Raw genomic sequence first — 24,172 nt, 5'->3', positions numbered from 1 at the left:
CTCCGCGGGTTAGAGGTGGCTGGTCCCTTGAGTACTGGCCGTCGTGCGGCGTCTGGCCCGGTCCGCGACCGCGCCGCCGGCTTGCTCCTGCTGCTGTTCGCGCAGCCCCCGTCTCGGATCTGCGCGCTCAGCCGTGGCGACGTCCTCGACGACGGCACCACGATGCGACTTCGCCTGGGCACCCACCCGGTGGAGATCCCGCCACCGCTCGACGGGATGCTCCGTGAGCCGGTGCCCATCCGGTCGGCAAGGCTCATCGCCTCGAACCCGGCCCGAACCGCTGGCTGTTCCCCGGCGCCCGGGCGGCCTGCCCCATGGAGCCGGTCAGCCTCTCCCGCAGGCTCAAGGCGCTCGGCATCCGGCCACGCCCCATCAGGAACGCCTCCCTCATGCACGTCGCTGCAGAGCTGGCTGGATGGCTGTGCCGGCTGGGGTGGCTTCTGGGTGGCCGTGTGTCGAGTTGTTGTCTGTGGACGCGGTGCACGGATGTCGTCGGCGTCCGTTGCGGGATTGTGTGATGGGCCGGCTCGAGGATGTCGGTCCGGTACGCACGTTTTGCTGGTCGCGCGGTGAGTGTCACCTCCCAGGCTGGTACTGGGCGGCGTCGACCAGGCGGCACGGCGGCTTCGAGTCGTGGCTGGCCGATGGAGCGGGTGATTCCGCCTCACCTGGGATCGCGGGACTCCAGATGCTTCTCCAGGAAGGAGATCTGGGCCGCGACGGCCTGCTCGTGCGACTCGAGGAACGGGGCGTAATGACTGCCCGTCAGGTGAAGCACTTCGGACCGGGGCGCGTTCCGGGCGGCCCGGACGGCAGGGCCGGGAAGCAGGCTCTGGTCCTGGTCGCAGACGACGACCAGCAGCGGGCACCGGATACGGCAGGCATGGCGGCCGGGCCGGTACCCGCCGATCTGCAGGGCGATCCGTGCGGCGACCGTCTGCTCCCAGTTCGCATGGCGGCGGTCGGGATCGAGGGCCCGGTCGCCGTCCATGGCGTCGGGCGTGGTGAGCGAGGCGACCGCGCCGCGTGGTCCTGCGGTCGGGACCAGCAGCGGCAGCCGCCCGACGCGGCCCCCGAGCGCGTCCGCGACGCCCCGGCCGAACAGACGTAGGGCTGCAAGGGGCGTCATGGAGCGCAGCGCGTGGGGAGCGACTGCGGGGCCGTCGACCAGCGGGGTCTGCGCGATCGCGCAGGCCAGGCGCGGGTGGTCGGCCGCGACATGGAAGACGTGGCCGCCTGCGAGCGAAAAGCCCCAGACCGAGATCCTGTCCGGGTCGACGTCCGGCAGACCGGTCGCGTACTCGATCGCGGCGTGCCAGTCGGCGACCTGCTCGCCGAAGCGGACGATCTGACGCGGCGCGCCTCCGCTCTCCCCGAACCGTCGGTGGTCGAAGGCCAGGACCGCGAAACCGGCGTCGTTGAACCGCGCGGCGAACAGGTCCGAAGCCGGCTCCTTCGTCACCGAGGTTCCACCGGCCATGATCACGCAGCCGCCGTTCGACCCCGGATAGTGCCAGGCGGCACACGAGGTGTCACCGCTGGCGAAGCGTACTTTCTCCCGTTGCTTGAACGCGGGCACATGGACCTCCGTGGTGAATTGTCGTTCTCGGAGTGCTCTGAAAACCGCAGGTCTCTGGCGTCGCCGCACCGCAGGCCCCCTACGCGGGGCCGCCGGTGGCGGGCCTGGAGCCGACGGTCAGCCGATCAGGCCCGGCGGGGCGGAGCAGATGCCCTCCCTGCTCGGGACGCAGTACCCGAGACGGGCTCCGCTCAGCGCCGGAATGAGCGAAGCTTCCCTTCATGGCGCGCGCATCGGCGGATTCCGTACCGAAGCTCATGGATCAGCGGCTGGTGGCCGCGCTGCAGTGCGACGGCCGCCTCACCGCGGAGCACGCGGCCCAGGTGCTGGGGCTCAGCTCCGCCACCGTTCGCCGCCGGCTGCACGCGCTCGGCGCCGACGGCACCGTGCGCGTAGTGGTCTCACCGGTCGCGCGACCGCGAGCCGGCGGGTCGGCCGGGGCCCTGTTCCTGCGCATCCGGGTCCTGCGGGGAAAACTCGACACGATCGTGGCCGCGCTCGCGGCGCGCGAGGACATCCCGTTCATCGACGTCACCACCGCGGGTGACGAGATCTTCGCGGTCGCCCGCACCGAGCCGGGTTCACGCGACCCGTTGGTCTTCCGCCAACTGCCCTCCGCTTAGGCGGTGACGTCCCTGGAGAGCGCCACGATCCTGCACGTCTTCCGGCTCACCTCCGAGTGGCGGCACCAGGTGCTGACCGTGCCCGAACGCGCGGCCCTGAGCCCGGCCGAGCCGGTCCCCGGGACGACGGCTTCCGGTTCTCCGGGCCCGTACGGCGTCGACACCGATGCCCTGGAACAGTCCCTCATCGATGCCCTCACCCGCGACGCGCGTCTGAGTGCGGCCGCCCTGGCCGCCCGAACCGGCCACCCGGAGAGCACGGTGCGCCGCCGCCTCGCCCAACTGACTGCCCAGAGCCGCCTGATCACCCAGGTCCTGGTCGATCCCCGCCGCCTCGGGCTGCCCATCGAGGCCAAGCTGCTGCTGCATGTGGCCCCCGACCGTCTGGCCGCCGCCGGGCAGGCCCTGGCCGACCACCCCTCGGTGCACGGTGCGTTCGCGACGTCGGGACCCTCGAACCTGCACGCGGCCGCATACTTCCCGGACCTGACAGCCCTCTACGGCTTCCTCTCCCGCGACCTGGTCGGCCTGGGCATCACCCATGTCGAGACGGCCATCGTCAGCCGCGCCGCCAAACGCACTCCCGCGTCGGTCCGGCCGGTACCAGGTGGCCAGGGCCGGGTGAACGCCACATCGAAGAGCCGCAACTGACACCTGTCTCGACGAACCGAGTCCACGCGTCTCACCCAATCCAGTCCAGGCAGGTCAGCACCGCCCGAACGACTGGCTGCGTTGAGTCAGGATCAACTGCTGAACAACTGCTGTCGGAATCTGGTGAGCAGTGTCACCGGGGAATTCCTCACGTTGGAACATCCCGCTGTACCAGCAGGCAGGGTGAATGGGAGCCATTCGCGCGATTGTGAACTACTGCCAGGGGTGGGCGGATCGGGCGGTCGGTAGTGAGGGTGGGCTGTCGCTCGGTCGAGTGGCGTAGGCGGAGCGACGCCGAGACGGGGACCCTACCGGGATACTTGAAGCGATGACCACGGCAGCAGAGTGATGAGCGCATGTGGGTCTCGGCGTGGGCTTGACCGGCGCGGCTGTCGCCATCGCGGCGCTGTACTGGCTGTGGGTTCGCATCGGCTGCCGCTGCCGCTGCCGCTGCCGGGCACGGGATGATTCCGCCGAGGCGGAACACCTGGGCTCGGCTACCGATCAGCTCTCAGGTCCTCGAAGTGAGCGCTGCGGTCGGGCGCAGGGTTGAAACCGTGCCAGATAGGCGAGGGTCGAGCCGCTCCTGGTGCTCAGATGCAGGCCGGACGCGTCGGCGAGACGGTGCAGAGGGCCGAAGGGGATCCAGTGCCGGTCGAAGAACTCGCCCACGACCAGCCGTCCTGCGGGCGTGAGCACCCGTACTGCCTCATCGAGCACCCGTTGTGGTTCCGGGATCTCGCCCAGTGCGGTCACCAGATACATGGCGTCGAAGGTGTCGTCATCGAAGGGCAACTCGCGGGCATCCGCATGGGTGGGCACGATGTTGGGTACTGCGCGCTGCCCCGCGCGGTGCATCACGTGACGGAGCATCTCGGGTTGGATGTCGAGGATGTCGAGCTGCCCGTGGGGCCCGAGTTGCGGTGCGATGTGCAGCGACTGCAGTCCGGTGCCGGGCCCCACTTCGAGCATCCGCTCGCCCGGGCTCGGGGTGAGCACCGCGTCGAGCCGGGCGCAGGTGAGGAACGGCAACGGCAGGTCCAGCAGGCTGCGTTGGGCATAGGGGTACGGCGCCTTGTCGCCGAACCACCAGGCGCCTGCAACGGCAGCGGCACTGAGGGCGCAGGCCCAGCGCAGGCGCAGTGCGGTCAGGACAGCAGAGCCCATGGTGTTCTCCAGTTCTGTGGTATTCGTGGCTGCGGCCGGGTCGGTGTGGCGGGTTTCATGGGGTGCGGGGCAGCGCTCGAACCGCCAGGCGGACGCATACCGCTGCGAGCGGAAGTTCTGCGAACAACGCCATGACCAGCGCCGCGCGCAGTTCACTCCCGCTGGCCGCGGTCATCGTGTCGAACCAGGCGTCGACGGTGAGCAGGGCGGCCGTAGCGGCGGCGGCCGAAGCGAGTCGCCGATCCCCGCGGGTGGCCAGCAGACCTGTGGTGATCAGGCCGACCGCCTCCAGCGCGTCCAGACCCACCCAGGCGGCGGACCAGTGCGAGGCCCGGAAGGTGGTCGGCAGGCCGGTGGCCAACACGACGAGCCACGGCAGCAGCGCCACCCCGCAGCCGGCCAGGACAAGACCCCGCCGTCGGCCTGGAAGGCGGTCCGGACGACGGCGCTGCGGGCTGGGGAGCGATCCCGTGCGCGGGCCGTGCGGCCTGCGTATACCGCGCTCGGCGTCCGGCTCCGGGAACAGTTCGATGATTTCCTGCATGCCCTTCAGCCTGAGCCGCACAGCGATCACAGTCAGTAATGCCGGGTGCCGTTCCCAGGGTGGTGCCAGCTTCACCATCGATCCGGATGCACGGTGCATGGCACAGCCCTCACCTGCCGCTTTACCGTCGAGCCATGACGATTCCCCGGGCGCTGCGGCGCAGAGTTGTTCGGGTCCGCCGGGACACCGGTTTCTTGGCGGCCGGGATTCCGCTGCACCTCGCGCTGGTGCCGTTGTGGAGCTGGATGGCGAGTGTCGCGAAGTACAGGGCGTGGCCGTGGCTTCCGCTCCCGTTTGTGCTGATCTTGCTCGGTGTGCTTGTGCTCATCGCTGTGCAGCGACGCCGTTACCGGATGCTGCTGGGAGTGGAGATCCTCCGGCTGCCGGCCGCGCGCGAGCAAGGGTGGCTGAGGCGCGCGCTGCGGTGGCTGTCCGTGGCCCAGACCTGGCGGCAGGCCGGATACCACCTGCTTGTCGGCCCGCTGCTGGCTGTGGTGGAGCTGGGGGTGCTCGCTGCGTGGGTCGCGGGCCTTGCTGGCGTCACCGTCATCGGGTGGGCCTGGATGTTGCCGGTCCAGGTTCGCCTGGACTATGTCGACTACGCGACCCAAGCGGTGTACTACACCGCGGCCGGCGTGCTGCTGCTGTGCGCCGCACTCTGGCTGACCGGGCCGGTGACCCGCGCCGAGACCCGGATCGCGCTCGCGTTGCTCGGGACCAGCCGCTCCCAGCGGCTTCAGCAGCGTGTCGAGCACCTGTCCGAGAGCCGAACCGACCTGATCGACGCCGTCGATACCGAACGCCGCCGCATCGAACGCGACCTGCACGACGGCACCCAGCAGCGCCTGGTCTCCCTCGCGGTCAACCTGGGCCTGGCCAAGGCCACCCTCACCAACCTGCCGGACGAGGCCCGCACCGTGATCGACGAGGCGCACCGCGAGGCGAAGGAGGCCATCGCCGAACTCAACCACTTGGTGCGCGGCCTGCACCCGGCCGTCCTCGAAGACCGCGGGCTGGACGCGGCGCTGTCCGGGCTGGCCGCCCGGGTACCGATCCCGGTACGGCTGCGAGCCGACCTCGAGGAGCGAGCGGCGCCCACCGTGGAGTCGGTCGCCTACTTCGTGGTCTCCGAGGCGCTCACCAACGTCACCAAGCACGCCCGTGCCACCCGCGTGGACGTCACTGTCAAACAGATCGGGAGAATGCTGCGCGTGAACATCACCGACGACGGGATCGGCGGCGCCGACACCTCCACCGGCAGCGGACTGAGCGGGCTGGCCAAACGGGTCGGTTCGGTCGACGGCACCTTCCACATCAGCAGCCCGGTCGGGGGCCCGACCACCATCGCCGTGGAGCTGCCATGCGAGCCGTGATCGCCGAGGACTCACTGCTGCTGCGCGTCGGGCTCGTCAAGGTCCTGGAAATGGCCGGCTTCGAGATCGCCGCCGAAGTCGGCGACGCCGAAGCCCTGCTTGCGGCCGTCGAGGAACACCGGCCCGGGCTGGCCCTGGTCGATGTCCGCATGCCACCCGGCTTCACCGACGAAGGCGTGCGCGCCGCGCTGGTGATCCGTAAGCAATGGCCGCAGACCGCGGTGGTACTGCTCTCGCAGTACGTCGAGGAGCGGTATGCGGCCGACCTGCTGACGGCCAACACCAGCGGCGTCGGCTACCTGCTCAAGCAACGCGTCGCCGACGTGGAGGAGTTCGTGGCTTCCGTTCGGCGGGTTGCAGCCGGGGGCACGGCACTGGATCCACAGGTGGTCGCCCAGCTGCTCGTGCGCCGCCGCAGTGACCCGCTCGATCGGCTGACGCCCCGCGAACGGGAGGTACTCGCCCTGATGGCCGAGGGGCGCTCCAACACCGGGATCGCCGAGGCCCTGGTCGTCAGCGACAGCGCAGTGGCCAAGCACATCAACAACATCCTCGCCAAACTCGACCTGCCCGCAGCCGACGCCGACCACCGGCGCGTTCTCGCCGTCCTGAGATTCCTCGGCGCTTCCCCGACCTGACCGACCCGCCGCCCGCACCCCTACCGCCGTTCGGCCCGACAGACCGGCAAGCCAACAAACGACGTCTCGCGGACACCGAGCCACGTGGACAGCGGTCCCGCGGGTGGCTCTCATTCTCATTGCCCCGGTGACTCCGAAACACCCTGTCGAAAACATCCGGCCCCTGGTGCGCCGTAGGAGAACCTGTATCCGGCGAAGTCGGCGAGATGGACGTAGCCGATGCGCTGGTAGAGGGCGTTGCTCGTGGGGTTGTCCGGGTCTGTGAACAGGACGACCTCCGTCGCCCCTGCGGCCTGTGCGGCCCTGCTCGCCTCGACCGTCACAGCTCCGGCATAGCCGCGGCCGCGGAGGTGGGCCGGGGTATAGACGGGATCCACCCGGACCATGCCGCCGACGACCGAGGTCGAGGCCGCCATTGAGACGGGGATGCCCTTCGGGGTCTCCCAGAAGGTGAAGTGCCTGTCGCCGAAACGCGAGTCTTCCCAGGAGCCAGCGTCGATCAAGTCGATGGAGCGCTGCTCCCCGACGTCGACGCAGAACTCACGGCACCGGCGCACGGTTTGGGCACGGTCCTTACGGCCCGTGAGGCGGCCCTGGCCCTCCGGGCGCGGCTGCGGCGGGGTGAGCGTGCCGAGACGGTAGAGATGCGTCTTCCAGAAAGGTGCCGACGCCGCGCCCGTGTGCTTCTGCCATGACTCGGAGAAGGCGCCAGCGGTGTCGTGCTCCGCGATGACATGGGCGGGTGAGTGACCCAGGCCGGCCAGGTGTGCAGCGAGGGTGTCGGTCTGCTCGGCAGAGAGCGGAGTGAGGCCCAGGCGTCCGAGGGGGGTGAGATAGAAGATCGCGCGAACCTCACCCTGTGACTCTAGTCGGCCGAAAATGGCGGCTTCGTCGTCGGACTCGGCCGCCCTGTGTGTCCGCAGCTTCTCGATGTCCGTCAGCGGCGTGTTATGCAGGGCAGCGCGCGAACGCAGGAAGTGCCCAGCTCGGGCAAGGAAGGCGTCGACGTCCTGGGTGAGGTGCCAGTCATCCGGATGCATGCTTCATGTTCCCGGACCACCTCGACTCGGGGCCGCTCCTTCAACTCCTTTCAGCCAGGTCCCGTCCTATCGTTTGGTGCGGGCGAGTCGGCCCCAGATAGTCGGAGTATGTCGGACAGTCCCGCAGGGTTGCGGGGGCGCCCGTGGGCTCTGCCCAGCAGCAGGTACCTGGTGGCTTCGTTGCCGTGCCGGGATCCGTCTTCGAGGTGGTCGTCGCTGAGGCGGGCGAGCTTCGGTGGCAGGACGACGGGGTGGCGGATGATCGTCAGGTAGGTGTGATCCGCGTCGTGGTGGAGGTGGTCGGTGGTGAGTTCGACGATGCGGGTCAGAGGGAGGGCGTAGAGGCGGATGAGGGCTGCGGCGATGTGAACGTCCGACGGAAGCGTGGGGTCGTTCAGGCACCGGCGTAGTTCCTCGCAGTGGTCTTCTTCGATCTGGAACTGGCCGCGGAGTTGGGAGGGCGGGTGTTGGATGGTCAGGTCGGCCCGGGTGAGGTGGCGGGCGCCGGCCCAGCGGATGAAAGGGATGAAGCGGGCTCGCAGGGGGGGCCTGGAGATTGCCCAGATGTCCAGGTCTTCCTGTGTGAGGCTCCGGAGGGTGTGTTGCTGGATGTCCAGCCAGGTGAGGAAGTCGATGGCAGCGCGGATGTTGGCGCAGTCGCCCTCGTGGGCGGTGCAGGTGGAGCGGCCGCGCGCCGAGCGCCGACGGGCGTCGCGGATGATGTGCCACTCGGCGAACGGGCGGATCAGGGTCGCCTGATGTCCTGGCAGCTTGGATTGGCGCCGCTACGCAGGTGCGCGATGAACGCTTCGCCGTCGGCTGGAGTCCATTGCGACGGGTACAGCCCCCGTGAACACTTCGAACCGGTTGACCAGACGCAGCCGCGGTTCGATCGTCGAAGCCTTCAGGAACCGGGCGTGTTGCTGCCGGGCCCAGCCCTCCTGCATCGCCGTGAACACCGCTGATTCCGGCGCCAGGTGTACGACGTTCGCAGCGAGGAGGAGACGCGCCGAACCGGGACCGTCCTGGTCGCGGCTCCGCTGTGACGCCGACATGGCAAGGAAGTTGGGGGAGTGATCAGCGGAAACGGCGATTCTGGCGAGCCGCAGGATGTTGCATCAACTGCAATTCATCGCGTTTCGCACCTTCATCCAGCTGCGGCGGCCGGGCCAGTACGGCTGGGCCAGCCCTTTCATGACGATGCCCTCGATGCCTGCCACGCCCCAGGCTGGGTCGAGCCAGTCCTCAGCGACAGCCCCGTCAGTGGCGGCCGGGCAGAGGGTGAACCGGTGCGACAAGGCCGCCGCCCGAGAAGAGGCCCTTGAGGATGTCGCGGCGTTCCCGGTACGGCCGGACCATCAGCACGGTGCCGGCGGCCTCCAGGGCGTCGAAGACGATCAGGTGTGCCGGGTACTTGACGGCCGCGAGTCCGGCGCCCCGGCCGCGGCGCCGCGGGCACACTTTGAGCCTAGGCGATATAGCTGCGCTGTTGTTGTTCCCGTCGCCGCTGTTGTTATTGTTGTTGGTTGCGGCTGCGGCTCCGTTGCCCTGCCCGTCCTGTCCGGTTGTGGCGTGGGCGCCGCCGGCGGCGAAGAGGATCGCTGCCGCCGCAGCGACACTGATCGTGGCAAATCGCTTGGTAGGCTTCACTCGACCACCCTTTCGTCATCTCATCGGATATGAGCTTTAGTGGACAGGGTGGCGAAGATTTCCAGGATCCCCCCGGCGCGCCGGAGGCCACAACCCGTGCCCGCCGGGCCGCCATTGAAGGGGCCGGAATCCGCGAACCCGCGCCCTCCCCACGGGACGGTAAGAGGGGCGGATCAGCGTCGTGACGTTCGGAAACGGGGGAGAGGGCCCGAAGCCGGAAATTCCGAGCGGGTCCGGGCCCTCGTGCATCCCGGGGGGAGTGGGATGTCCATCGCGCGATGCAAATCTTCAACGATTGCCGGCGGGCAGGTCACGAGCCCTTCGAAGATCCGGTGCTCGGCTGCTCCCCTGGCGTCGCAACCTCGAATGAAGCGGCCTTCCAGATGACGCCGGCGGTCCCTCACCACCACCGGTCGTGACCGCAGGTCTGCTCAATACCCGCGGGCTGTATCCCGGACTGCCAGGGGTGACGCCGGCCTGTGACAGCGCCACTGGAAGTGCTCGCATGGGTGATGTGCCCGGTGACAGGCGCGGTCTCCGAGCGTATGCCCTTCTCACGGGCCTCTGCCCGCCACGAGGCCAACCTCCTCCCCGATGATGGGCAGGGGCCCAGGCGGCCTGACACGCACTGGCCGGTACCGACCATCGGGGCGGCCCTCACGCGTCTGTGCGCGCCGCGCACGAGCTGCTCGTGGACCGCGGCGCCGATGGTCCCGTCCCGCCGCCTGCCGGCGACCGCAGCGCCAGCCGCTGCCCGGGGCCCGGGGCGGGGTGTTCGTCTACTGGTCCAGCTTCGTTTCGGGCCGGCAGTGCACGTAGTGCGCCACCTGGCGGCGCAGCGCGTCGAGGGCCTGTCGGCGGGTAGCGGGCTTGCACCGGCCGCTCTTCCTGGCGGCCCAGCAGTCGCCTGCGTGGACGGCATCCATGTTCGTCTTGTTCAGGCCGTGCTGGACCAGCCACTCGGGATCCGCGGGGCGCTGCTCCTCACTCATGCGGCGCTCCGCCTGGCGGCGTTCCCGTCTGTATGCGGCCGGCCGCGCCATCCCGGTCGCCGAACCGGTCCGCACCCGACTGACCGACTACCTCACCCCTCGGCATCAGCGCTGGCCGAACACCACCCACACCTACTGCTTCGTCACGAGCCGCACGGCCCTGTCGACCACACCCGTCAGCCGGCCGTGGCTGTACCGGCATCATCCCGCCTCCACCCACCTGCTGCGCGGCGACCGCATCCTCGACGAGGCCCAGGCCGACGGCAACACCCGGATGACCTGTGAGATGTTCGGACTCAGCTTCAAGGCAGCCACCCGGTACAACACCCCACCGCCCAGCGCCTCACTGATGCACCCGACCACCGGATCCTGACCGCACACATCGCGGCGACGCGTGCGGCGACCTGTTCAGCATCAGCATCCGCACAGCCCAGCGCTTCACGGCCTAGAGCATCACGTCTTCGTGCGGCACTGACCCTGGGCGCGCCGGGCATGCCGGGTCCGCGCGCTGGGTCACGGCGGTGTGCGGGGTAGTGGCCTGGGGTGGTTCGGGCGCGGTCTTCCTGCAGGGAGGAGACTCCCGCTCTTGCAGCGCGGCCAGTGCCGGCGTATCCGGCAGGAGCAGCCAGTGCAGCACAGGCGCCCCTGAATGCGCCTCTGCCCCCGGCAGCCGACAGGTGCGGTGGGCGGGTCTTCAGGGGATATCGGCGAAATCGCAGGTGGGTGAGCCCGTGCAACGCAGAGCTCGCTCTGCTGAGGGGCCCGCACCGGGCTAATAGCTGTCGTAGCTGGGGGTGCCGTTCGGCCGATAGGCGCCGACGATGGTGCCGCTCTTCGTCGTCGAGACGCTGACGGGCTCCAGCGCAGTGGGGATTGCTCCGTCGGTGAACAGCCGCTTGCCGGTGCCGATGATCACCGGATGGATGGTCAGCCGATACTCGTCGACGAGGCCGTGGTGCATGAGGGTCTGGGCGAGGTCGCCGCTGCCGACGACGTTGATGTCGCCGCCGTCGGACGCTTTCAGCTTGTGCACGCCATCGACGATGTCGTCCTCCAGCAGCGTGGAGTTCTGCCACTCGACGGATGTCAGGGTCCGAGACGCGACGTACTTGCGCATGCTGTTCATCCGATGGGTGAACGGGTTGCCGGGATCGGCGGTCGGCCAGTACGACACGAAGATCTCGTACGTCTTGCGGCCGAGCAGCATCGCGTGGGAGGCCTCGTACCAACCGGCGATCGCCGTGCCGGCCTCTTCGTCGTACACCGGTTTCTGCCAGCCGCCGTGCTCGAAGCCGCTCTGAGCGTCCTCGTCCGGACCGCACGGCGCCTACACGATGTAACCGGGAGGCACCGCAAGGACGATATCGGCCCCACCATCTGGTGGAACGGCCACATCATCGGGGCTTGGACCCAGCACCGGGACGGACACATCTACCACCAGGCGGCGCGCACCTGGCTGCGGCAACGCGGCCCACTTCGGACCGCAAAGCCGCAGGCACCGGCAACGAGCATCGGGGTACATGCTGAGGGTGTGCGGCGGGGGGGCACCGCAGAGGATGGCAGGTGCCGTGCACTGTTCGTGGCAACGAGCGGAAGGCCAGGCGGATATGGCGCGTACGCGTGTTGATGCGAGTACCAGGCATCCTCGTCATGAGCGCAGGGGAGAGGCGCGGCTGCCGGCGGTGGTCGCGACCCTTGCTGCGATCGCCCTGTACCTGCTGCTGCCGCAGCGCCTGCTGATCGCTCCCCGCTACGTGCTGCCCGCCCTGGAATGCCTGCTGCTCATTCCGCTCATCGCGATCAACCCGAAACGGCTGACCCGGCAGACCAGGGCTTTCCGCGTGCTCTCGCTGACCCTCGTGGGGGTCATCGCGGTCAGCAACCTCGTGGCGCTGGCCATCCTCATCCATGAACTGGTCTACGCGGGGGTGAAGGACGGCCGGTCCCTGCTGGTGGCCGCACTGCAGGTGTGGCTCACCAACATCATCGTCTTCGGTCTGGCCTACTGGGAGCTGGACCGGGGCGGGCCGGTCAGCCGTGCTCAGGTACCCCGCTCCGCCCTGCCTCTGGCGGACTTCCGTTTCTCCCAGGACGAGAACGACGACGCCGTCCAGGAAGTCGCCGACGGTGCCAGTGCCACCTCGGACTGGGTCCCCACACTGGCGGACTACCTGTACGTGTCCACCACCAATTCCACCGCCTTCAGCCCGACCGACACCATGCCGCTGTCGACCCGGGCCAAGGTCATGATGGGCATCCAGAGCATCTCCGCCCTGTTGACCTCGCTCCTGGTGATCGCGCGGGCCGTCAGCATCCTGCATTGACCGCCGCCCACCGGCGCGCATCCCTCGGCCCCCACAACGTGCGGACACCGCACATCCGGCGTACCCCGCCCGGCCTCAGGGCGTCGCGTCCGTGTTGTCGGCGGGTGTTCCTGGCGGCGTTCGCCCGAGTCCGTCCCATCCCCACCCATGGTTGCCCCACTGAGAGGCGGCCGCTACAGGCTGACCGTGTCGAGGAGGTGGGGTCCGTTGTTGCGGACGTTGTTGACGACTGTGGAGACCGGGCGTGCGTCGAGGTGCCCGTTGGCGGGCTGGCCGAGGGGTGCGCGCAGGTGGTCGGGGTCGTGGTGGGTGGGGTCGAGCCAGGCTTCGTAGTGGTCCTCGGTGAGCGTCAGGGGCATGCGCGGATGCCTGTGGCCGGCTGCGCCGGTGGCCTCGGTGGTGATGATGGTGCAGGTCATCAGCCAGGCGGACGGGGCGTCGTCCTGGGTGACGGTCGGGTCGCGCCAGTACTTGTACAGGCCGGCGGGCGCCGTCACCTTGTCGTCCTGGGGGTGGATGAAGTACGGCTGTTTGCGCGTCTTGCCAGTGGCCGGGTCTTTGCCGGGCTGCCACTCGTAGAAGCCGTCCGCCGGGAGCAGGCAGCGGCGATTGACGAACGCGCGGCGGAGGGCCGGCTTTTCCTGCACGGTCTCCGCCCGGGTGTTGATCATCCGCGCGCCGATCTTCGGCTCCGTCGCCCAGGACGGCACCAGGCCCCAGCGCAGCGGCCGTGGCTCCCTCGGGGATGACGCCGCAGCGTCCTCGCCGCGCGGGGTGCGCTCCAGGGTCGCCCAGACGCCGTTGGCCGGGTCGAGGTTCCAGTTCGGCGCGAGCGTCTCGCTGGCGTCGGTCGGCTACCGGTGCTGCACCCACCACACGATGCCTGCTACGCACGCTGATCCTGCTGCACAGCCCGCCCCGCGGAACCAGGCTGGCGAGCGAGGCACTCTCGTTGTTCCGCTGGGCTGTAGAAGCGGTGCGGGGTGCCGAGGCTCGCGCTCAAGCAGATTGCGGTCGAGGTGGTCCATCTTGTACGCCGACCGCGCCCCTGCCGTGGACGACGTCGGTGAGGCGGGCAGCAGCAGGGTGCCGAACGGCGCGCCTCACTCCGCGACGTTGTCCACCAACGCCGGGTCGCCGCCTGCCGCGTACCAGCGGCGCCAGGCCTATGCACATGACGCGACTCGTCCGCCGGACCCGGCATCTGCGCCTCTCTCCATGGCCGATTCACCGCTCCAGGTCCCGGCACACCGGGGCGGAGTTCTGGCCGCGGAGGTATTGCGTCTTTTCGGCCTCGGTGAAGTCGCGTCCCAGCCCGCGGCAGATGGAGTCGGCGATGGCCCCCGCACCAGGGACACTCGCTTCAGGCAACCGGCAGTCCGATCGCCGTACAGGGGGATCGAACCAATGAGAAGACACGGGTCACCCGCAGTGGGCGCTCCCACGGTCTGTGCGATGAGACGGAAGGCGCCGAAGAAGCGTCGGACGGCAGACGCTCAGGGCCTGTGGCAGAAGAGGCCGGCGCTTCGCCCCGAATGAAACGCCCAGCATCGCCCTCCGTCAAGCCTGCCTCGCCGCAGCGTAGTTGACGCACGCCCGTGTACATCGTTATCACCGCAGCTCAAACCCAAGCGGATCGGCCGAACGGGGGAAATCCGCTTTCTCTCCTCAGTCGACCAAGCCGGCACCGGACCTGCATCGGATTACTACCGGCAGAAGAACGGCAGAAGAAGGTGATCACTGGGCAACCGTCAGGTCTGGGCAGCGTGCAGCAGCACCTCTCACCAGCTGGTTCACCAGCCGTGCGCCCCAAAACGGGGGTACAACAGGCAGGTTCTGCCACTGGATCAACCTGTCCTACCCATTTACGGAACGCTACGCACTGATCGAGCAGTCTGCGGTCGCGAAGGGACGGTCGCGTCTGCCCGAATTCGCCATCGCGCTGATCACCGCGAACTCGGCGGCAGACATCGTGCTAGCTGAAAATGGGCAGGCAGTCCAGTGATACTCCTGTTGGTTATCCACAGCGTATGCATGGCGCCCGCGGCGGCGGGGGGCATCCCCCGGTCAGGGCCTGACCGGCACGGGCATATCCGCCTGGACCGTAGGCCGGCACTGGCCACAACGGATCAGCCGTCGGCCACGGCAGAGCAGTAAGTCGTGCTGATTTTCTACTGCCACAATTCGTATAACCAATCCGCAGTTCGCGTGGCACCGGATTACACAGGGATGTTCCGGCCGGCCACGCCCACGGGAGAGCCATTGTGAAGGAACCAGTACATATCGGCACGAGGCCATCTGCGAAACCTGATCTGCAGCAGCTGCTGCACGAGGTGGCGCTGGGTGATCAGGAGGCGTTCGCCGCTCTCTACGACGCGGTGGCCGGCTCCGTCCTCGGGGTCGCCCGGGCCGTCCTGCGCGATCAGGCGCAGTCGGAGGAGGTGGCCCAGGACGTGCTGGTGGAGGTGTGGCGGACCGCCCCCCGCTACCGGCCGGATCGCGGTACGGCGATCAACTGGATCCTCACCCTCGCTCACCGAAGGGCGGTGGACCGGGTCCGGTCGGTGGAGGCCGCGGCGGCCCGAGACACCAAGGCCGCTCTGCTCGAGCATCAGCCTGCATACGACGAGGTGACCGAGCAGGTCGAGACACGCTTGGAGCAGGAGCAGGTACGGCGCTGCCTGCGCACCCTGACCGAGCTGCAGCGGCAGTCAGTCACCCTGGCTTACTACCGGGGCCTGACCTATCGGGAGGTCGCCGACGCGCTCGCGCTGCCGCTCGGCACGGTCAAGACCCGGCTGCGCGATGGACTGATCCGACTGCGAGACTGCCTGGGGGTGACCGCATGACCACGACCGATCTGCACGGTCTGACAGGCGCCTATGCGCTGCACGCTCTGCACGATGAAGAGCGTGCCGCCTTCGAGCGTCACCTGGCCGCATGCGACACCTGCGAACAGGAGGTCGCGGAGTTCACAGCGACCACCGGACGCCTGGCTCTGGCCTCCACGGTGCGCGCACGCCCCGTCATGCGGGAGCAGGTCCTTCAGCGCATCACCACCGTGCGGCAGGTTCCGCCTGGTGCCGTGCCGCGGGAGCGGGTGCGCCGTGGCGTGCGGCGAGGACGGGGCTTGGTCCGGTGGGCGCTGGCCGCCAGTGTGGCCGCCGCGGCCGCCTTCGGCGGAACCGCGGTATGGCAGTACGAACGCGCCCAGGACGCGCAGAATGAGGCCGCACAGGCTCAGCGGCACGCCGTGGCCGGCGTGCTGGCCGCACCTGATGCCAGGTCGCGTTCGGCGAAGGTGGCGGGCGGCGCGGGCACGCTGGTGGTCTCCGCCAGCCGGAACCGGGCCGTGTTCGTGGCGTCCAGGATGGCGGCACCGCCGCGCGGCAAGGTGTACCAGCTGTGGTTCGCCGACGGCGGGAAGATGCGCTCCGCCGGCCTGATGGATCCCGGCCGCAGTAGCCAGGCTGTGCTGATGCAGGGAGCGGTCGACGGCGCCTCCGGCGTCGGCGTCACGGTGGAGCCGGCGGGCGGGTCGAAGCAGCCGACCTCGGCTCCGGTCGCCCTGCTCGGCGTGCCGACCTGATGCATGTGGGGGAGCCCGTCCATCGGACGGGCTCCCCCACACTGCTATCGGTTTCCGCGGGGTGGGCGTGGGAAGAAGGCGCTGGTGCGTGCCACGTACGCGTCCCAGCCGGGTCGTCCGGCCATCTGCCTTTCCAGCAGCCGTTTCCCGCTTCCGTTGATCAGCAGCACGCTCATCACCAGGGGCGAGACGACGGACACGGCCGCTGCCTGCCATCCGCCGTCGCAGGCGACGAGGAACAGCCCCCACCAAACGCAGAAATCCCCGAAGTAGTTGGGGTGCCGGGTCAGCCGCCACAGTCCCCGGTCCATGATGCGGCCCCGGTTGGCCGGGTCCGCCTTGAAACGAGCCAGCTGGGCGTCGCCGACGCCCTCGAAGAACAGCCCGACAGTCCACACGGCGGTGCCGGCCCAGGCCAGCTCGGACAGCGGCCGGGGCGCGTACTGGGCAGCCTGCACCGGCAGGGACACCAGCCACACCAGAGCCCCTTGCAGCAGATAGATCATCCGCAGGGCGTACAGGTTTCGGTTTCCCCGCGCGCGGGCCAGCATCGCCTCGTACCGCGGGTCCTCGCCGTGGCCGCTGCCCCGGCGCGCGATGTGGACCGCGAGTCGCAACCCCCACACGACGGTCAGGACCGTGACCAGCACGCGCCGGGCCGGATCGCCCTGGCCCGCAGAGAGGCTGAAGGTCACCACGGCCACGGCGGCAAATGCGAGCCCCCAGGCAACGTCAACGATGCGGTGCATGTCTAGGTTGAGGGCGATGGCGAAGGTGCCGAGCATGATCGCCAGGGCCGTTGCGGCCGCCCATCCGAGGTTGGCAGCGAACGGACCCCAGTCGAACGCGTTCACCGGTCTTCCATGTGCCGGTACCAGTCGGCCGCCTCGGCTCCTGTCAGGCCGCTGTCACCGGTGGCCGTCGGGCGTACGGCGAGGAACTGGTCCACCCCCATGCGCCACTCCTCGAAAGCCAGGGCCCCACCGACCAGGTACAGCCGCCACACGCGGGCCGTCTCCTCGCCGACCAGGCCCACGAAATCGTTCCAGCGTTCCTCCGGCGTGCGGTGCCAGGCATTGATGGTGCGCACATAGTGCTCGCGCAGCGACTCCACCGAGCGGACCTCCAGACCGGCTGCCTCCAGCAGGCCAACGGTCTCGCCCATCGGCCGCATGTGCATGCCCGGGGCGATGTACGCCTCGATGAACGCACCACCGCCGGGCGCGGTCGCACCGCGGGACATCTGCTGGACCAGCACGCGCCCGTGCGGGCGGACCAGGCGGTGCAGGGCGGCGGCGAAGGCGGGGTACTCGTCGTCCCCGACGTGCTCGCCCATCTCGACGGTGGCCACCGCGTCGTAGCCCGAGCCGGTGATGTCCCGGTAGTCCTGGCGCACCACCTCCACCCGGTCTTCCAAGCCTCGCTCACGCACTTGCTCGCGCACGTATGCGGCCTGTTCACGGGCCAGGGTGACGGCGGTGACCTGCGCCTTGTGCTCCTGCGCGGCATACAAGGTCAGTGAGCCCCAGCCGCAGCCGATGTCCAGAAGGCGGGCGCCCGGCACCAGGCCGAGCTTGCGGCAGATGAGCTCCAGCTTGGCTCGCTGCGCATCGGCCGGGCCCACCTCAGGGTCGGCACCGGTCCAGTAGCCGCAGGAATACGCCATGGTCTCGTCGAGGAGCAGGCGGTAGAAGTCGTTGGACAGGTCATAGTGATGGCTGATCGCGGCCCGGTCGCGGGCCTTGCTGTGCAGGCCGCCGCGCAGCCGCGCCTGCGAGACGGGTGCGGGCAGGCGCGGGCCGACGGCTCCGATCCGTACCGCCTCAGCCACCGCGCGCGCCCAATCGGCCGGCGAGAGCCTCGGCGTGTGCAGCCCCCGCTCTCGCACTGCGGCCCACATGACGCGCAAGCCCTCGGCCAGGTCGCCGTCCACGTCGAGTTCCCCGGTGACGTAGGCCTGGGCGAGGCCGAGTTCGCCGGGCTGCCACAGCAGGCGGCGCAGTGCGCGCCGGGAGCGCACGACGACCGCAGGGGCGTTCGCGGGGCCAATCTCGCTGCCGTCCCAGGTGCGCAGCCGCACCGGCAGCGGGCCGCCGAGCGCGTCCTCGGCAAGGGCGGCGAGGCGGTGAGCGGCGCCGGTACGGGCGGGGGTGCGGGTGGTCGTCATCGCGCCGGGTTCTCCTTGGTGAACAGGTACTGCTGGACGTCGAGGTATCCGGAGCGGAAACCGGCCTCGGAGTAGGCCAGGTAGAAGCTCCACAGACGGCCGAAGGTCGCATCGAAGCCGAGGGCAGCGACCTCGTCGGCCTGGCCGGTGAAACGCTCCCGCCACAGCCGCAGCGTTTCGGCGTAATGCGCGCCGAAGCCGTCCCGGGCGGCCACCGCCAGACCCGTGTGGTCGCGGACGGCTTGCTCGATGGCCGTCGTGGAGGGGATCAGGCCCCCGGGGAAGACGTACTTCTGGATCCACGTATAAGTGTCCCGGGCGGCCAGCATCCGCTCGTGCGGCATGGTGATGGCCTGCAGCGCCACCCGGCCGCCCGGCGTCAGGCGCTCGTCGAGGGTGTGGAAGTACACGGGCCAGAACTCGACGCCGACGGCCTCGATCATCTCCACGCTGACCACCGCGTCGTAGGTGCCGCGGGCTTCGCGGTAGTCGCACAGTTCGATGGCCACGCGGTCGGCGTACCCGGCCTCGCGTACGCGCTCCAGCGCCAGCTCACGCTGCTCCTTGGACAGGGTGAGCGAGGTGACGTGCGCGCCGCGGGCGGCGGCACGCAGGGCGAGCTCGCCCCAGCCCGTACCGATCTCCAGCAGGCGGGTGCCCCCGCCTACACCGGCCAGCTCGAGCAGGCGGTCGATCTTGCGGTGCTGGGCGGCGGCCAGCAGCGACCAGTCGGCGGGGAAGCCGCGGAAGACGGCCGACGAGTAGGTGAGGGTCTCGTCGAGGAACAGCGCGAACAGGTCGTTGGACAGGTCGTAGTGGCGGCTGATGTTGGTGCGCGACCCGTCAGGCGTGTTGCGCTGCGCGTCGGGCTGTCGCTGCGCCCACGCACCGCGCAGCCGCTGCAGCCGGGGCGGGATCAGGTCGGCCGCGTGGGCGGCGAGCACGGTGAGCGCGCCGACCAGATCGGGGGCGTCCCACTCGCCGGCCATGTACGACTCACCGAACCCGATGAGCCCGCGGGTGCCGATACGGGCATGGAACGCCTTCGGGTCGCGCACCTCTATCAGTGGTCCCCCCGGGCCGAGGGTGGTGCCGTCGGCGAACCGGACGCGCAGGGGCAGTCGCCGCAGCGCGCGCCCCACGACGGCCTCGGTGACGGCCCGCACCGGCCAGGACGCCCTGGGCACGGCGGCCGCGTCGGGCCAGCGCTCGGCGTCCGCGGGCAGGGTTCGGGGGCCGCCGGCGCGGTGGCGGGCGACGGCGCGGGGTTCGACTGTGGGCATGAGGCACTCTCCGGGGCGCGGCGGCCCGGGGCGCGGCTGCACCGGCAGGCCCCCCAGAAATAGGCGGATACCGTGGAAGCGGATGGCGGCCGACACCATCAGGGTCGACCAGGGATGGCGCAGGGCCAGACGCAGCAATGCGGTCGCGGTCACGTCGCGGCGCTCGCCGTGGACCGATGCGGTGAAGGGCGGGCTGTCGGGCCGCTGCAGCGTCACGGACAGACGCAGGCGCTGACCGGGCGGCGGGAGCCGCATTTCGTAGCGGCCGTCCACCGGGTTGAACGGCGACACGTAGAAGTCCTTGGCAACCATGGCGGTGCCGGCTGCGTCGGTGTGCAGCAGGTAGGCGTGGCGCTCGCCGTAGGTGTTGTGGACCTCGGCCACCACACAGCGCAGGCCGCCGTCGGGGCCGTGACGTGCCCTGCACCCTGGCCCGGACGGCGCTCGCCGAGATCCCGGCCGACAAGACCGACATACGCGTGTTCAGCCCCAGCCCGCTGGCCGCCCTCATAGCCCACGATCCGGACGAGGGACGGCGGTTGGGGCAGCAGGTGCTCGGCGCGGTGCTCGACCTGCCGCCGGAGGACCGCGACGCGCTGCTGGACACCCTCGACGCGTTCCTGCACCACGGCGGCTCGGCCGACCGTCGTGCCGCGCGCCTTCTGCACTGCCATCCCAACACGGTCCGGTACCGGCTGAACCGGATCCGGCAGCTGACCGGCCGGTCGTTGAACGAGCCGCTCGCCCGCGCGCCGAACTGGAGACCGCGGCACAGGCCGGTGCGCCTGATGAACGCCGGTCGGTCGTGACCGGGGCGCCTGAACGTGGCCTGCTCACGCGGCGAGAACGAGATGTGCTCACGAGGTGAGAACGAGATGTGCTCACGAGGTGAGGGCTACCACGGCCTCGTCGGTGTACACCAGAAACGTCAGCGTCTGCCGGAAGTACAGCTCGATCTCGTTCGCGTCGTGCGCGGTGTAGCCGATCGCGAGATCCTCGCCCAGACGCAGCTCGAAGTCGCCGCCCCGGGTGGAGAGCAGGAAGGCGCCGTCGAGTGCGGGTGCCCAGATCGGCGGCCCGTCCAGCAGCCGGCCGAGATGTTCCGCGATGGGATACCCGTGGTCGGAGGTCTCGCTCACCGCGGTGTACGCGTCGGCGCCCAGCAGCAGCGCGTACGGGCCGGCCACTCCGGCCAGCCGCAGCGTCGTCAGGGCCCGGCTGACCGCGTCCGGATAGTCGCGTGGCTCCGGCGGCAGGGCGATCACCGGGTTGGAGGTTCGCCCGCGCAGTCCGTCGATGCCCGCTGCCGCGTATCCCCCGAAGACGGCTCTGTCCTCGGCGAACGCCATGGTGCGCGCCGCGTCCTTCACGGGCTGCCAGTCCGAGTCCTGCGCGCCGCGCTCCACGTCGTCCACCGCGTCCCGGCCGACCTTGAACGGCACCCGCAGCTCGACCAATGGCTGCACCTGGCGCAGCCGAGCGGTGACACCCTGCGCGGGAGGGGCGATGCCGGTGAGGTGACCGGTGCCCACCGCCGCCAGCGCGGGTCCGTCGGGCCCTGTCACGTCCACGACACGACGGCCCCCCAGATTGCGCTGGAAGGTGCGACGGGCCTCGTCCTCGATCTGCTCCCACGCCGCAGGCGTGATCGGGGCGAGATCGCGGTGCAGGTTGTTGCTCTCGGTGGGCGTGGACATGTGATCAGGCTCCTTTGAGGCTGCCGATGCCCAGCGAACCCTCCACCACGCGGGGGCTCAGGGGCGGGCCGGGCGGATCGTCGAGGAAGTCGGCGGTCGGCACGTGGAAGAGGGAGCCGGTGACCGCGGTGGAGAAGTCCAGGATCCGGTCGTGTACGTTCGGGCGGTCGCCGAGGAACATGTTGCGCAGCATGTGCTCGATCACCTCGGGCGTGCGGGCGTAGCCGATGAAGTACGTGCCGAACTCTGCGTCCCCGATGCGGCCGAACGGCATGTTGTCCCGCACGATCTTGCGCTCGTTGCCGTTCTCGTCGGTGACCGTGTTGAGGGCGACATGGGAGTCGGCAGGTTTGACGTCGTCGGGCAGCTCCACGTTGTTCAGCTTCGTCCGGCCGATGACCCTCTCCTGTTCCTCGATCGGCAGCGCCTTCCAGGCGGTGAGGTCGTGCAGGTACTTCTGCACGATGACGTAGCTGCCACCGGCGAACTCCGGGTCCTCGTCGCCGACGAACACCGCGTCGTCGGCGAGTCGGCCCTCGGGGTTCTCGGTGCCGTCGACGAAGCCGAGGAGGTCGCGTTCGTCGAAGGACTTGAACCCGTGCACCTCGTCGACCACGGTGGCCGCCCCGCGCAGCCGTTCGGCGATCAGCTGGGCCAGCTCGAAGCAGAGGTCCATGCGGCGGGCCCGCAGATGGAACAGGAGATCGCCCGGGGTGGACGGCGCGTGGTGGCGGGTGCCCGTCAGCGGCACGAAGGTGTGCAGGTCGCGCGGGCGCGGCCCGGCGAAGAGCCGGTCCCAGGCGGTGGAGCCGATCCCGGCGACGCATGTGAGGTCGGCGTCCGGAGAGCGGAACCCCACCGACCGCCGCAGCCCCGCCAGGTCCGGAAGCAGGTCGCGTACGACGGTCTCGCCCCCGGACGCGATGGTGAAGACGAGGAACACGGCGGACTTGGCCGGCGGGGCGATCACGGTCTGCGACTCGACCACAGGGTCTGCCTCTCCTGGTTGTGCGGAACGTGACGGATCAGTGAGCTGCCGCTGCCGTCTCCTCGCTCGTCTCGGGCCGAAGGACGGTGCAGTGCAGGGTGTCCTTGACGACGTCGGCGACGATGGTGTCGCCCGGTTCCGCATCTCCGCCGAGCAGGAGCGAGGCGATGCGGTTGCATTTCGCTCTGGATGGTGCGGCGCAGGGGGCGCGCGCCGAACTCGGGCTGGTGGCAGTACGAAGAGGGCGTGGTCAGGCACTCTGCTCTTCGCTGTGGTACAGCCAGTCGGCGAGGACGGCGGCTTCGCTGGGGTCGACGTCCTTAGTCACCGTGAGGAGCGTGACCTTGCCGTGCGCCGCCAGGTGGTGCAGAAGCTCGACGGCCGGCCGGTGATCGCGGTCGTTCAGCTCGGCTGTGCAACGGCGCCGGAACTCATCGAAGCGCCCGGGGCCGTGGTGGTACCAATGCCGCAGCTCGGTCGACGGCGCGACATCCCCCAGCCACTCGTCCAGATGGGCTTCCTCTTTGCTCACGCCGCGCGGCCACAACCGGTCTACGAGTACCCGCTTGCCGTCCTGCGGCGACGCGTCTTCGCAGATCCTGTGGTATCCGATCAGTCCAGCCATGACAGCCCCTTCGTCAATACGCTGGGCAAGTCTAGATTTTCGTCAGCGCCCCGCCCTTATGCATCGCGGCGTGATCCGTCTTGTCGCTCTTGATCTCGTATTGCGGGTCGCTTTCCGTGCAGTGACGGACATGTCCTTTGAACTCCATATCGCGGGTCTGTTTCCTGATGATGACTCCCTCGACATATCCGGCTTCGGAAGTCCATCGCACATGGTCTCCGACAGCGAATTGTTTCGTGATCGCGCTCCTGTTGACACCGACGCCCTCCTCGTCACACAGGGAGCAGAGGGACGCGACGAGTGGCACCGCGGGCATTCGATGCATTCATGGTCCCATGCGGCCGGAGCCCCGGCCACCGCGCACCTGGCCGAAGTAAACAGGCAGAAAGGACCATGCGCCATGACGCACACCGACCGCATCTCGGACCTCTGGGGCCCTCGCACCCCGCACTCCGGCGGCACACCGTGGACCCGGTGGGACGATCAGTTCCCGGCCGACGGAACCCCCGCAGCGGACGTTCAGGCCTGGGTGCGGGGCGCCTGTCTGCTGTGCTCGAACGGATGCGGACTGGAGGTCGCGGTCCGTGACGGTCGGATGGTCGGGGTGCGGGGCCGGGCCGAAGACCGGGGTCAACCACGGTCGGCTCGGTCCGAAGGGGGCTATACGGCTGGCAGGGGGAGCAGAACGGCCGTCTCACCGCACCGCTGGTCCGCGAAGCCGGACACCTGGTCGCGCACCAAGACCCGCCGCAGTCGCGCGCTCGACGACGCCGCCCCGGCGACGTGGGTCGAGTTGTCCGAGCCCGACGCTCGCCGAAGGTGACATCGTGCGCGTGCCCTCGCGGCGGGGCAGCATCGAGGCCCCGGCCCGCATCTCACACCCCCGCGAAGGCGTGGTCTTCGCGCCCTGGCACTGCGGCGCGGGCACCGCCGCCAACGAACTCACCCTCACCGGCTGGGACCCGGTCTCCACGCAGCCGGAACTCAAAGTCGCCGCGGTCTCGGTCGAACGCGTCGGACCCGGCCACGGGCCCGCCCCGGCCCCCGCGACCACGGCCTCCGCGCCGGTACGGCCCCTCGGCAGCACCGGGCAGGAGTGAGGACGCCATGCAACTGGTCACCTATTTGGACTTCCTCCGGACAGCGTTACTGACTTTGTAGTCGTGGTGTCGTCGGCGTGAGTCCTGTTCCGGTGAGGCATCCGTCGATGATGCTGCTGCGGTATTGGAGCTGGCGGAGGCC

Annotated in this window: 25 protein-coding genes and 4 pseudogenes; 12 read left to right on the top strand and 17 right to left on the bottom strand. The window is 69.6% G+C overall.

The features are described 5' to 3' along the window. Positions 1-664: 664 nt before the first annotated feature. The gene (locus tag AB0N17_RS33630; RefSeq protein ID WP_366015388.1) at positions 665-1,579 is read right to left on the bottom strand and encodes an alpha/beta fold hydrolase; all 915 of its coding nucleotides are present in this window, start codon (positions 1,577-1,579) and stop codon (positions 665-667) included. Positions 1,580-1,800: 221 nt separating this feature from the next. Between AB0N17_RS33630 and AB0N17_RS33625 the strand changes: the two genes are divergently transcribed. Continuing rightward, positions 1,801-2,202 carry an Lrp/AsnC family transcriptional regulator gene (locus AB0N17_RS33625; RefSeq protein WP_366015387.1) on the top strand — a complete coding sequence of 134 codons (402 nt, stop codon included), beginning with the start codon at positions 1,801-1,803 and terminating at the stop codon, positions 2,200-2,202. Positions 2,203-2,205: 3 nt separating this feature from the next. After that, positions 2,206-2,853, top strand: coding sequence for an Lrp/AsnC family transcriptional regulator (locus AB0N17_RS33620; protein WP_366015386.1), 648 nt, complete (start codon positions 2,206-2,208; stop codon positions 2,851-2,853). A gap of 504 nt (positions 2,854-3,357) precedes the next feature. On the opposite strand, the gene AB0N17_RS33615 is transcribed toward AB0N17_RS33620, so the two are convergent. Both AB0N17_RS33615 and AB0N17_RS33610 read right to left on the bottom strand, forming a co-directional pair. Further along, positions 3,358-4,020 (bottom strand): class I SAM-dependent methyltransferase, encoded by a 663-nt coding sequence (locus tag AB0N17_RS33615; RefSeq protein WP_366015385.1) that lies wholly within the window; start codon positions 4,018-4,020, stop codon positions 3,358-3,360. 55 nt (positions 4,021-4,075) lie between these two features. After that, complete coding sequence (locus AB0N17_RS33610) at positions 4,076-4,663, bottom strand: hypothetical protein (RefSeq protein ID WP_366015384.1); 588 nt, start codon at positions 4,661-4,663, stop codon at positions 4,076-4,078. 35 nt (positions 4,664-4,698) lie between these two features. Between AB0N17_RS33610 and AB0N17_RS33605 the strand changes: the two genes are divergently transcribed. Both AB0N17_RS33605 and AB0N17_RS33600 read left to right on the top strand, forming a co-directional pair. Next, positions 4,699-5,937: a sensor histidine kinase gene (locus AB0N17_RS33605; protein ID WP_366015383.1), complete on the top strand. Its 1,239-nt coding sequence runs from the start codon at positions 4,699-4,701 to the stop codon at positions 5,935-5,937. Further along, a complete protein-coding gene (locus AB0N17_RS33600; RefSeq protein ID WP_101401131.1) occupies positions 5,925-6,575 on the top strand; it encodes a response regulator transcription factor in 651 nt (216 codons plus the stop codon). Before AB0N17_RS33605 ends, AB0N17_RS33600 begins: the two co-directional genes overlap by 13 nt. Positions 6,576-6,691: 116 nt before the next feature. Here AB0N17_RS33600 and AB0N17_RS33595 read toward each other — a convergent pair whose 3' ends face one another. After that, the gene (locus AB0N17_RS33595) at positions 6,692-7,615 is read right to left on the bottom strand and encodes a GNAT family N-acetyltransferase (RefSeq protein WP_366015382.1); all 924 of its coding nucleotides are present in this window, start codon (positions 7,613-7,615) and stop codon (positions 6,692-6,694) included. A gap of 143 nt (positions 7,616-7,758) precedes the next feature. Here AB0N17_RS33595 and AB0N17_RS33590 point away from each other — a divergent pair, with 143 nt between their 5' ends. Next, positions 7,759-8,025 carry a hypothetical protein gene (locus tag AB0N17_RS33590; protein ID WP_366015381.1) on the top strand — a complete coding sequence of 89 codons (267 nt, stop codon included), beginning with the start codon at positions 7,759-7,761 and terminating at the stop codon, positions 8,023-8,025. 850 nt (positions 8,026-8,875) lie between these two features. Here the strand turns inward: AB0N17_RS33590 and AB0N17_RS33585 are convergent. After that, positions 8,876-9,265, bottom strand: coding sequence for a hypothetical protein (locus AB0N17_RS33585; protein WP_366015380.1), 390 nt, complete (start codon positions 9,263-9,265; stop codon positions 8,876-8,878). A gap of 779 nt (positions 9,266-10,044) precedes the next feature. Further along, positions 10,045-10,257: a DUF6233 domain-containing protein gene (locus AB0N17_RS33580; protein ID WP_366015379.1), complete on the bottom strand. Its 213-nt coding sequence runs from the start codon at positions 10,255-10,257 to the stop codon at positions 10,045-10,047. Here AB0N17_RS33580 and AB0N17_RS33575 point away from each other — a divergent pair. Further along, complete coding sequence (locus AB0N17_RS33575; protein WP_366015378.1) at positions 10,256-10,630, top strand: hypothetical protein; 375 nt, start codon at positions 10,256-10,258, stop codon at positions 10,628-10,630. The two genes, AB0N17_RS33580 and AB0N17_RS33575, sit on opposite strands and share 2 nt — an antisense overlap. A gap of 399 nt (positions 10,631-11,029) precedes the next feature. On the opposite strand, the pseudogene AB0N17_RS33570 reads toward AB0N17_RS33575, so the two are convergent. Further along, positions 11,030-11,620 (bottom strand): annotated as a pseudogene (locus AB0N17_RS33570) (dihydrofolate reductase family protein). 319 nt (positions 11,621-11,939) lie between these two features. Here AB0N17_RS33570 and AB0N17_RS33565 point away from each other — a divergent pair. Continuing rightward, entirely contained in the window at positions 11,940-12,581 is a 642-nt protein-coding gene (locus tag AB0N17_RS33565) for a hypothetical protein (protein WP_366015377.1), read from the top strand. Between the two features lie 173 nt (positions 12,582-12,754). Here the strand turns inward: AB0N17_RS33565 and AB0N17_RS33560 are convergent, their stop codons facing one another. Further along, positions 12,755-13,366, bottom strand: a complete 612-nt coding sequence (locus AB0N17_RS33560; protein WP_366015424.1) for an SOS response-associated peptidase — start codon at positions 13,364-13,366, stop codon at positions 12,755-12,757. Between the two features lie 1,479 nt (positions 13,367-14,845). Here AB0N17_RS33560 and AB0N17_RS33555 point away from each other — a divergent pair. Together AB0N17_RS33555 and AB0N17_RS33550 are read left to right on the top strand one after the other, a co-directional pair. Then, the gene (locus AB0N17_RS33555) at positions 14,846-15,430 is read left to right on the top strand and encodes a sigma-70 family RNA polymerase sigma factor (RefSeq protein WP_366015376.1); all 585 of its coding nucleotides are present in this window, start codon (positions 14,846-14,848) and stop codon (positions 15,428-15,430) included. Beyond that, on the top strand, positions 15,427-16,170 hold the full coding sequence (locus AB0N17_RS33550) for an anti-sigma factor (protein WP_366015375.1): 744 nt from the start codon (positions 15,427-15,429) through the stop codon (positions 16,168-16,170). The genes AB0N17_RS33555 and AB0N17_RS33550 overlap by 4 nt, the downstream gene beginning before the upstream one ends. 44 nt (positions 16,171-16,214) lie before the next feature. Here the strand turns inward: AB0N17_RS33550 and AB0N17_RS33545 are convergent, their stop codons facing one another. The 4 genes and pseudogenes from AB0N17_RS33545 to AB0N17_RS33530 form a co-directional block, all read right to left on the bottom strand. Further along, entirely contained in the window at positions 16,215-17,024 is an 810-nt protein-coding gene (locus AB0N17_RS33545) for a DUF1295 domain-containing protein (RefSeq protein ID WP_366015374.1), read from the bottom strand. Beyond that, a complete protein-coding gene (locus AB0N17_RS33540; RefSeq protein WP_366015373.1) occupies positions 17,021-18,337 on the bottom strand; it encodes a cyclopropane-fatty-acyl-phospholipid synthase family protein in 1,317 nt (438 codons plus the stop codon). The genes AB0N17_RS33545 and AB0N17_RS33540 overlap by 4 nt, the downstream gene beginning before the upstream one ends. Continuing rightward, positions 18,334-19,620 carry a cyclopropane-fatty-acyl-phospholipid synthase family protein gene (locus AB0N17_RS33535; protein ID WP_366015423.1) on the bottom strand — a complete coding sequence of 429 codons (1,287 nt, stop codon included), beginning with the start codon at positions 19,618-19,620 and terminating at the stop codon, positions 18,334-18,336. Before AB0N17_RS33535 ends, AB0N17_RS33540 begins: the two co-directional genes overlap by 4 nt. Before the next feature lie 27 nt (positions 19,621-19,647). Further along, a pseudogene (locus tag AB0N17_RS33530) lies at positions 19,648-20,034 on the bottom strand (DUF1365 domain-containing protein); the annotation flags it as partial. 2 nt (positions 20,035-20,036) lie between these two features. On the opposite strand from AB0N17_RS33530, the gene AB0N17_RS33525 reads away from it, so the two are divergent. After that, positions 20,037-20,429: a helix-turn-helix domain-containing protein gene (locus AB0N17_RS33525; RefSeq protein ID WP_366015372.1), complete on the top strand. Its 393-nt coding sequence runs from the start codon at positions 20,037-20,039 to the stop codon at positions 20,427-20,429. A 72-nt stretch (positions 20,430-20,501) separates the two neighbouring features. Here AB0N17_RS33525 and AB0N17_RS33520 read toward each other — a convergent pair whose 3' ends face one another. The 5 genes and pseudogenes from AB0N17_RS33520 to AB0N17_RS33500 form a co-directional block, all read right to left on the bottom strand. Beyond that, positions 20,502-21,317 (bottom strand): family 1 encapsulin nanocompartment shell protein, encoded by an 816-nt coding sequence (locus AB0N17_RS33520; RefSeq protein WP_366015371.1) that lies wholly within the window; start codon positions 21,315-21,317, stop codon positions 20,502-20,504. A 4-nt stretch (positions 21,318-21,321) separates the two neighbouring features. Then, positions 21,322-22,305 carry a Dyp-type peroxidase gene (locus tag AB0N17_RS33515; RefSeq protein ID WP_366015370.1) on the bottom strand — a complete coding sequence of 328 codons (984 nt, stop codon included), beginning with the start codon at positions 22,303-22,305 and terminating at the stop codon, positions 21,322-21,324. Positions 22,306-22,342: 37 nt separating this feature from the next. Continuing rightward, positions 22,343-22,544, bottom strand: a pseudogene (locus tag AB0N17_RS33510) (hypothetical protein); the annotation flags it as partial. 11 nt (positions 22,545-22,555) lie between these two features. After that, positions 22,556-22,930 carry a DUF488 family protein gene (locus AB0N17_RS33505; RefSeq protein WP_366015369.1) on the bottom strand — a complete coding sequence of 125 codons (375 nt, stop codon included), beginning with the start codon at positions 22,928-22,930 and terminating at the stop codon, positions 22,556-22,558. A gap of 31 nt (positions 22,931-22,961) precedes the next feature. Then, positions 22,962-23,171, bottom strand: coding sequence for a DUF2945 domain-containing protein (locus AB0N17_RS33500; RefSeq protein WP_366015422.1), 210 nt, complete (start codon positions 23,169-23,171; stop codon positions 22,962-22,964). Here AB0N17_RS33500 and AB0N17_RS33495 point away from each other — a divergent pair. Next, positions 23,142-23,507: pseudogene (locus AB0N17_RS33495) on the top strand (hypothetical protein); the annotation flags it as partial. The gene AB0N17_RS33500 and the pseudogene AB0N17_RS33495 overlap by 30 nt on opposite strands. A gap of 7 nt (positions 23,508-23,514) precedes the next feature. After that, complete coding sequence (locus AB0N17_RS33490) at positions 23,515-24,030, top strand: molybdopterin dinucleotide binding domain-containing protein (protein ID WP_366015368.1); 516 nt, start codon at positions 23,515-23,517, stop codon at positions 24,028-24,030. Positions 24,031-24,172 lie beyond the last annotated feature (142 nt).

This window comes from Streptomyces sp. NPDC051133 (genome assembly GCF_040682635.1).
Taxonomy (GTDB): domain Bacteria; phylum Actinomycetota; class Actinomycetes; order Streptomycetales; family Streptomycetaceae; genus Streptomyces.
The sequence above is the reverse complement of the archived record's forward strand: the minus strand, read 5'-3'. Positions and strand labels throughout refer to the sequence as shown.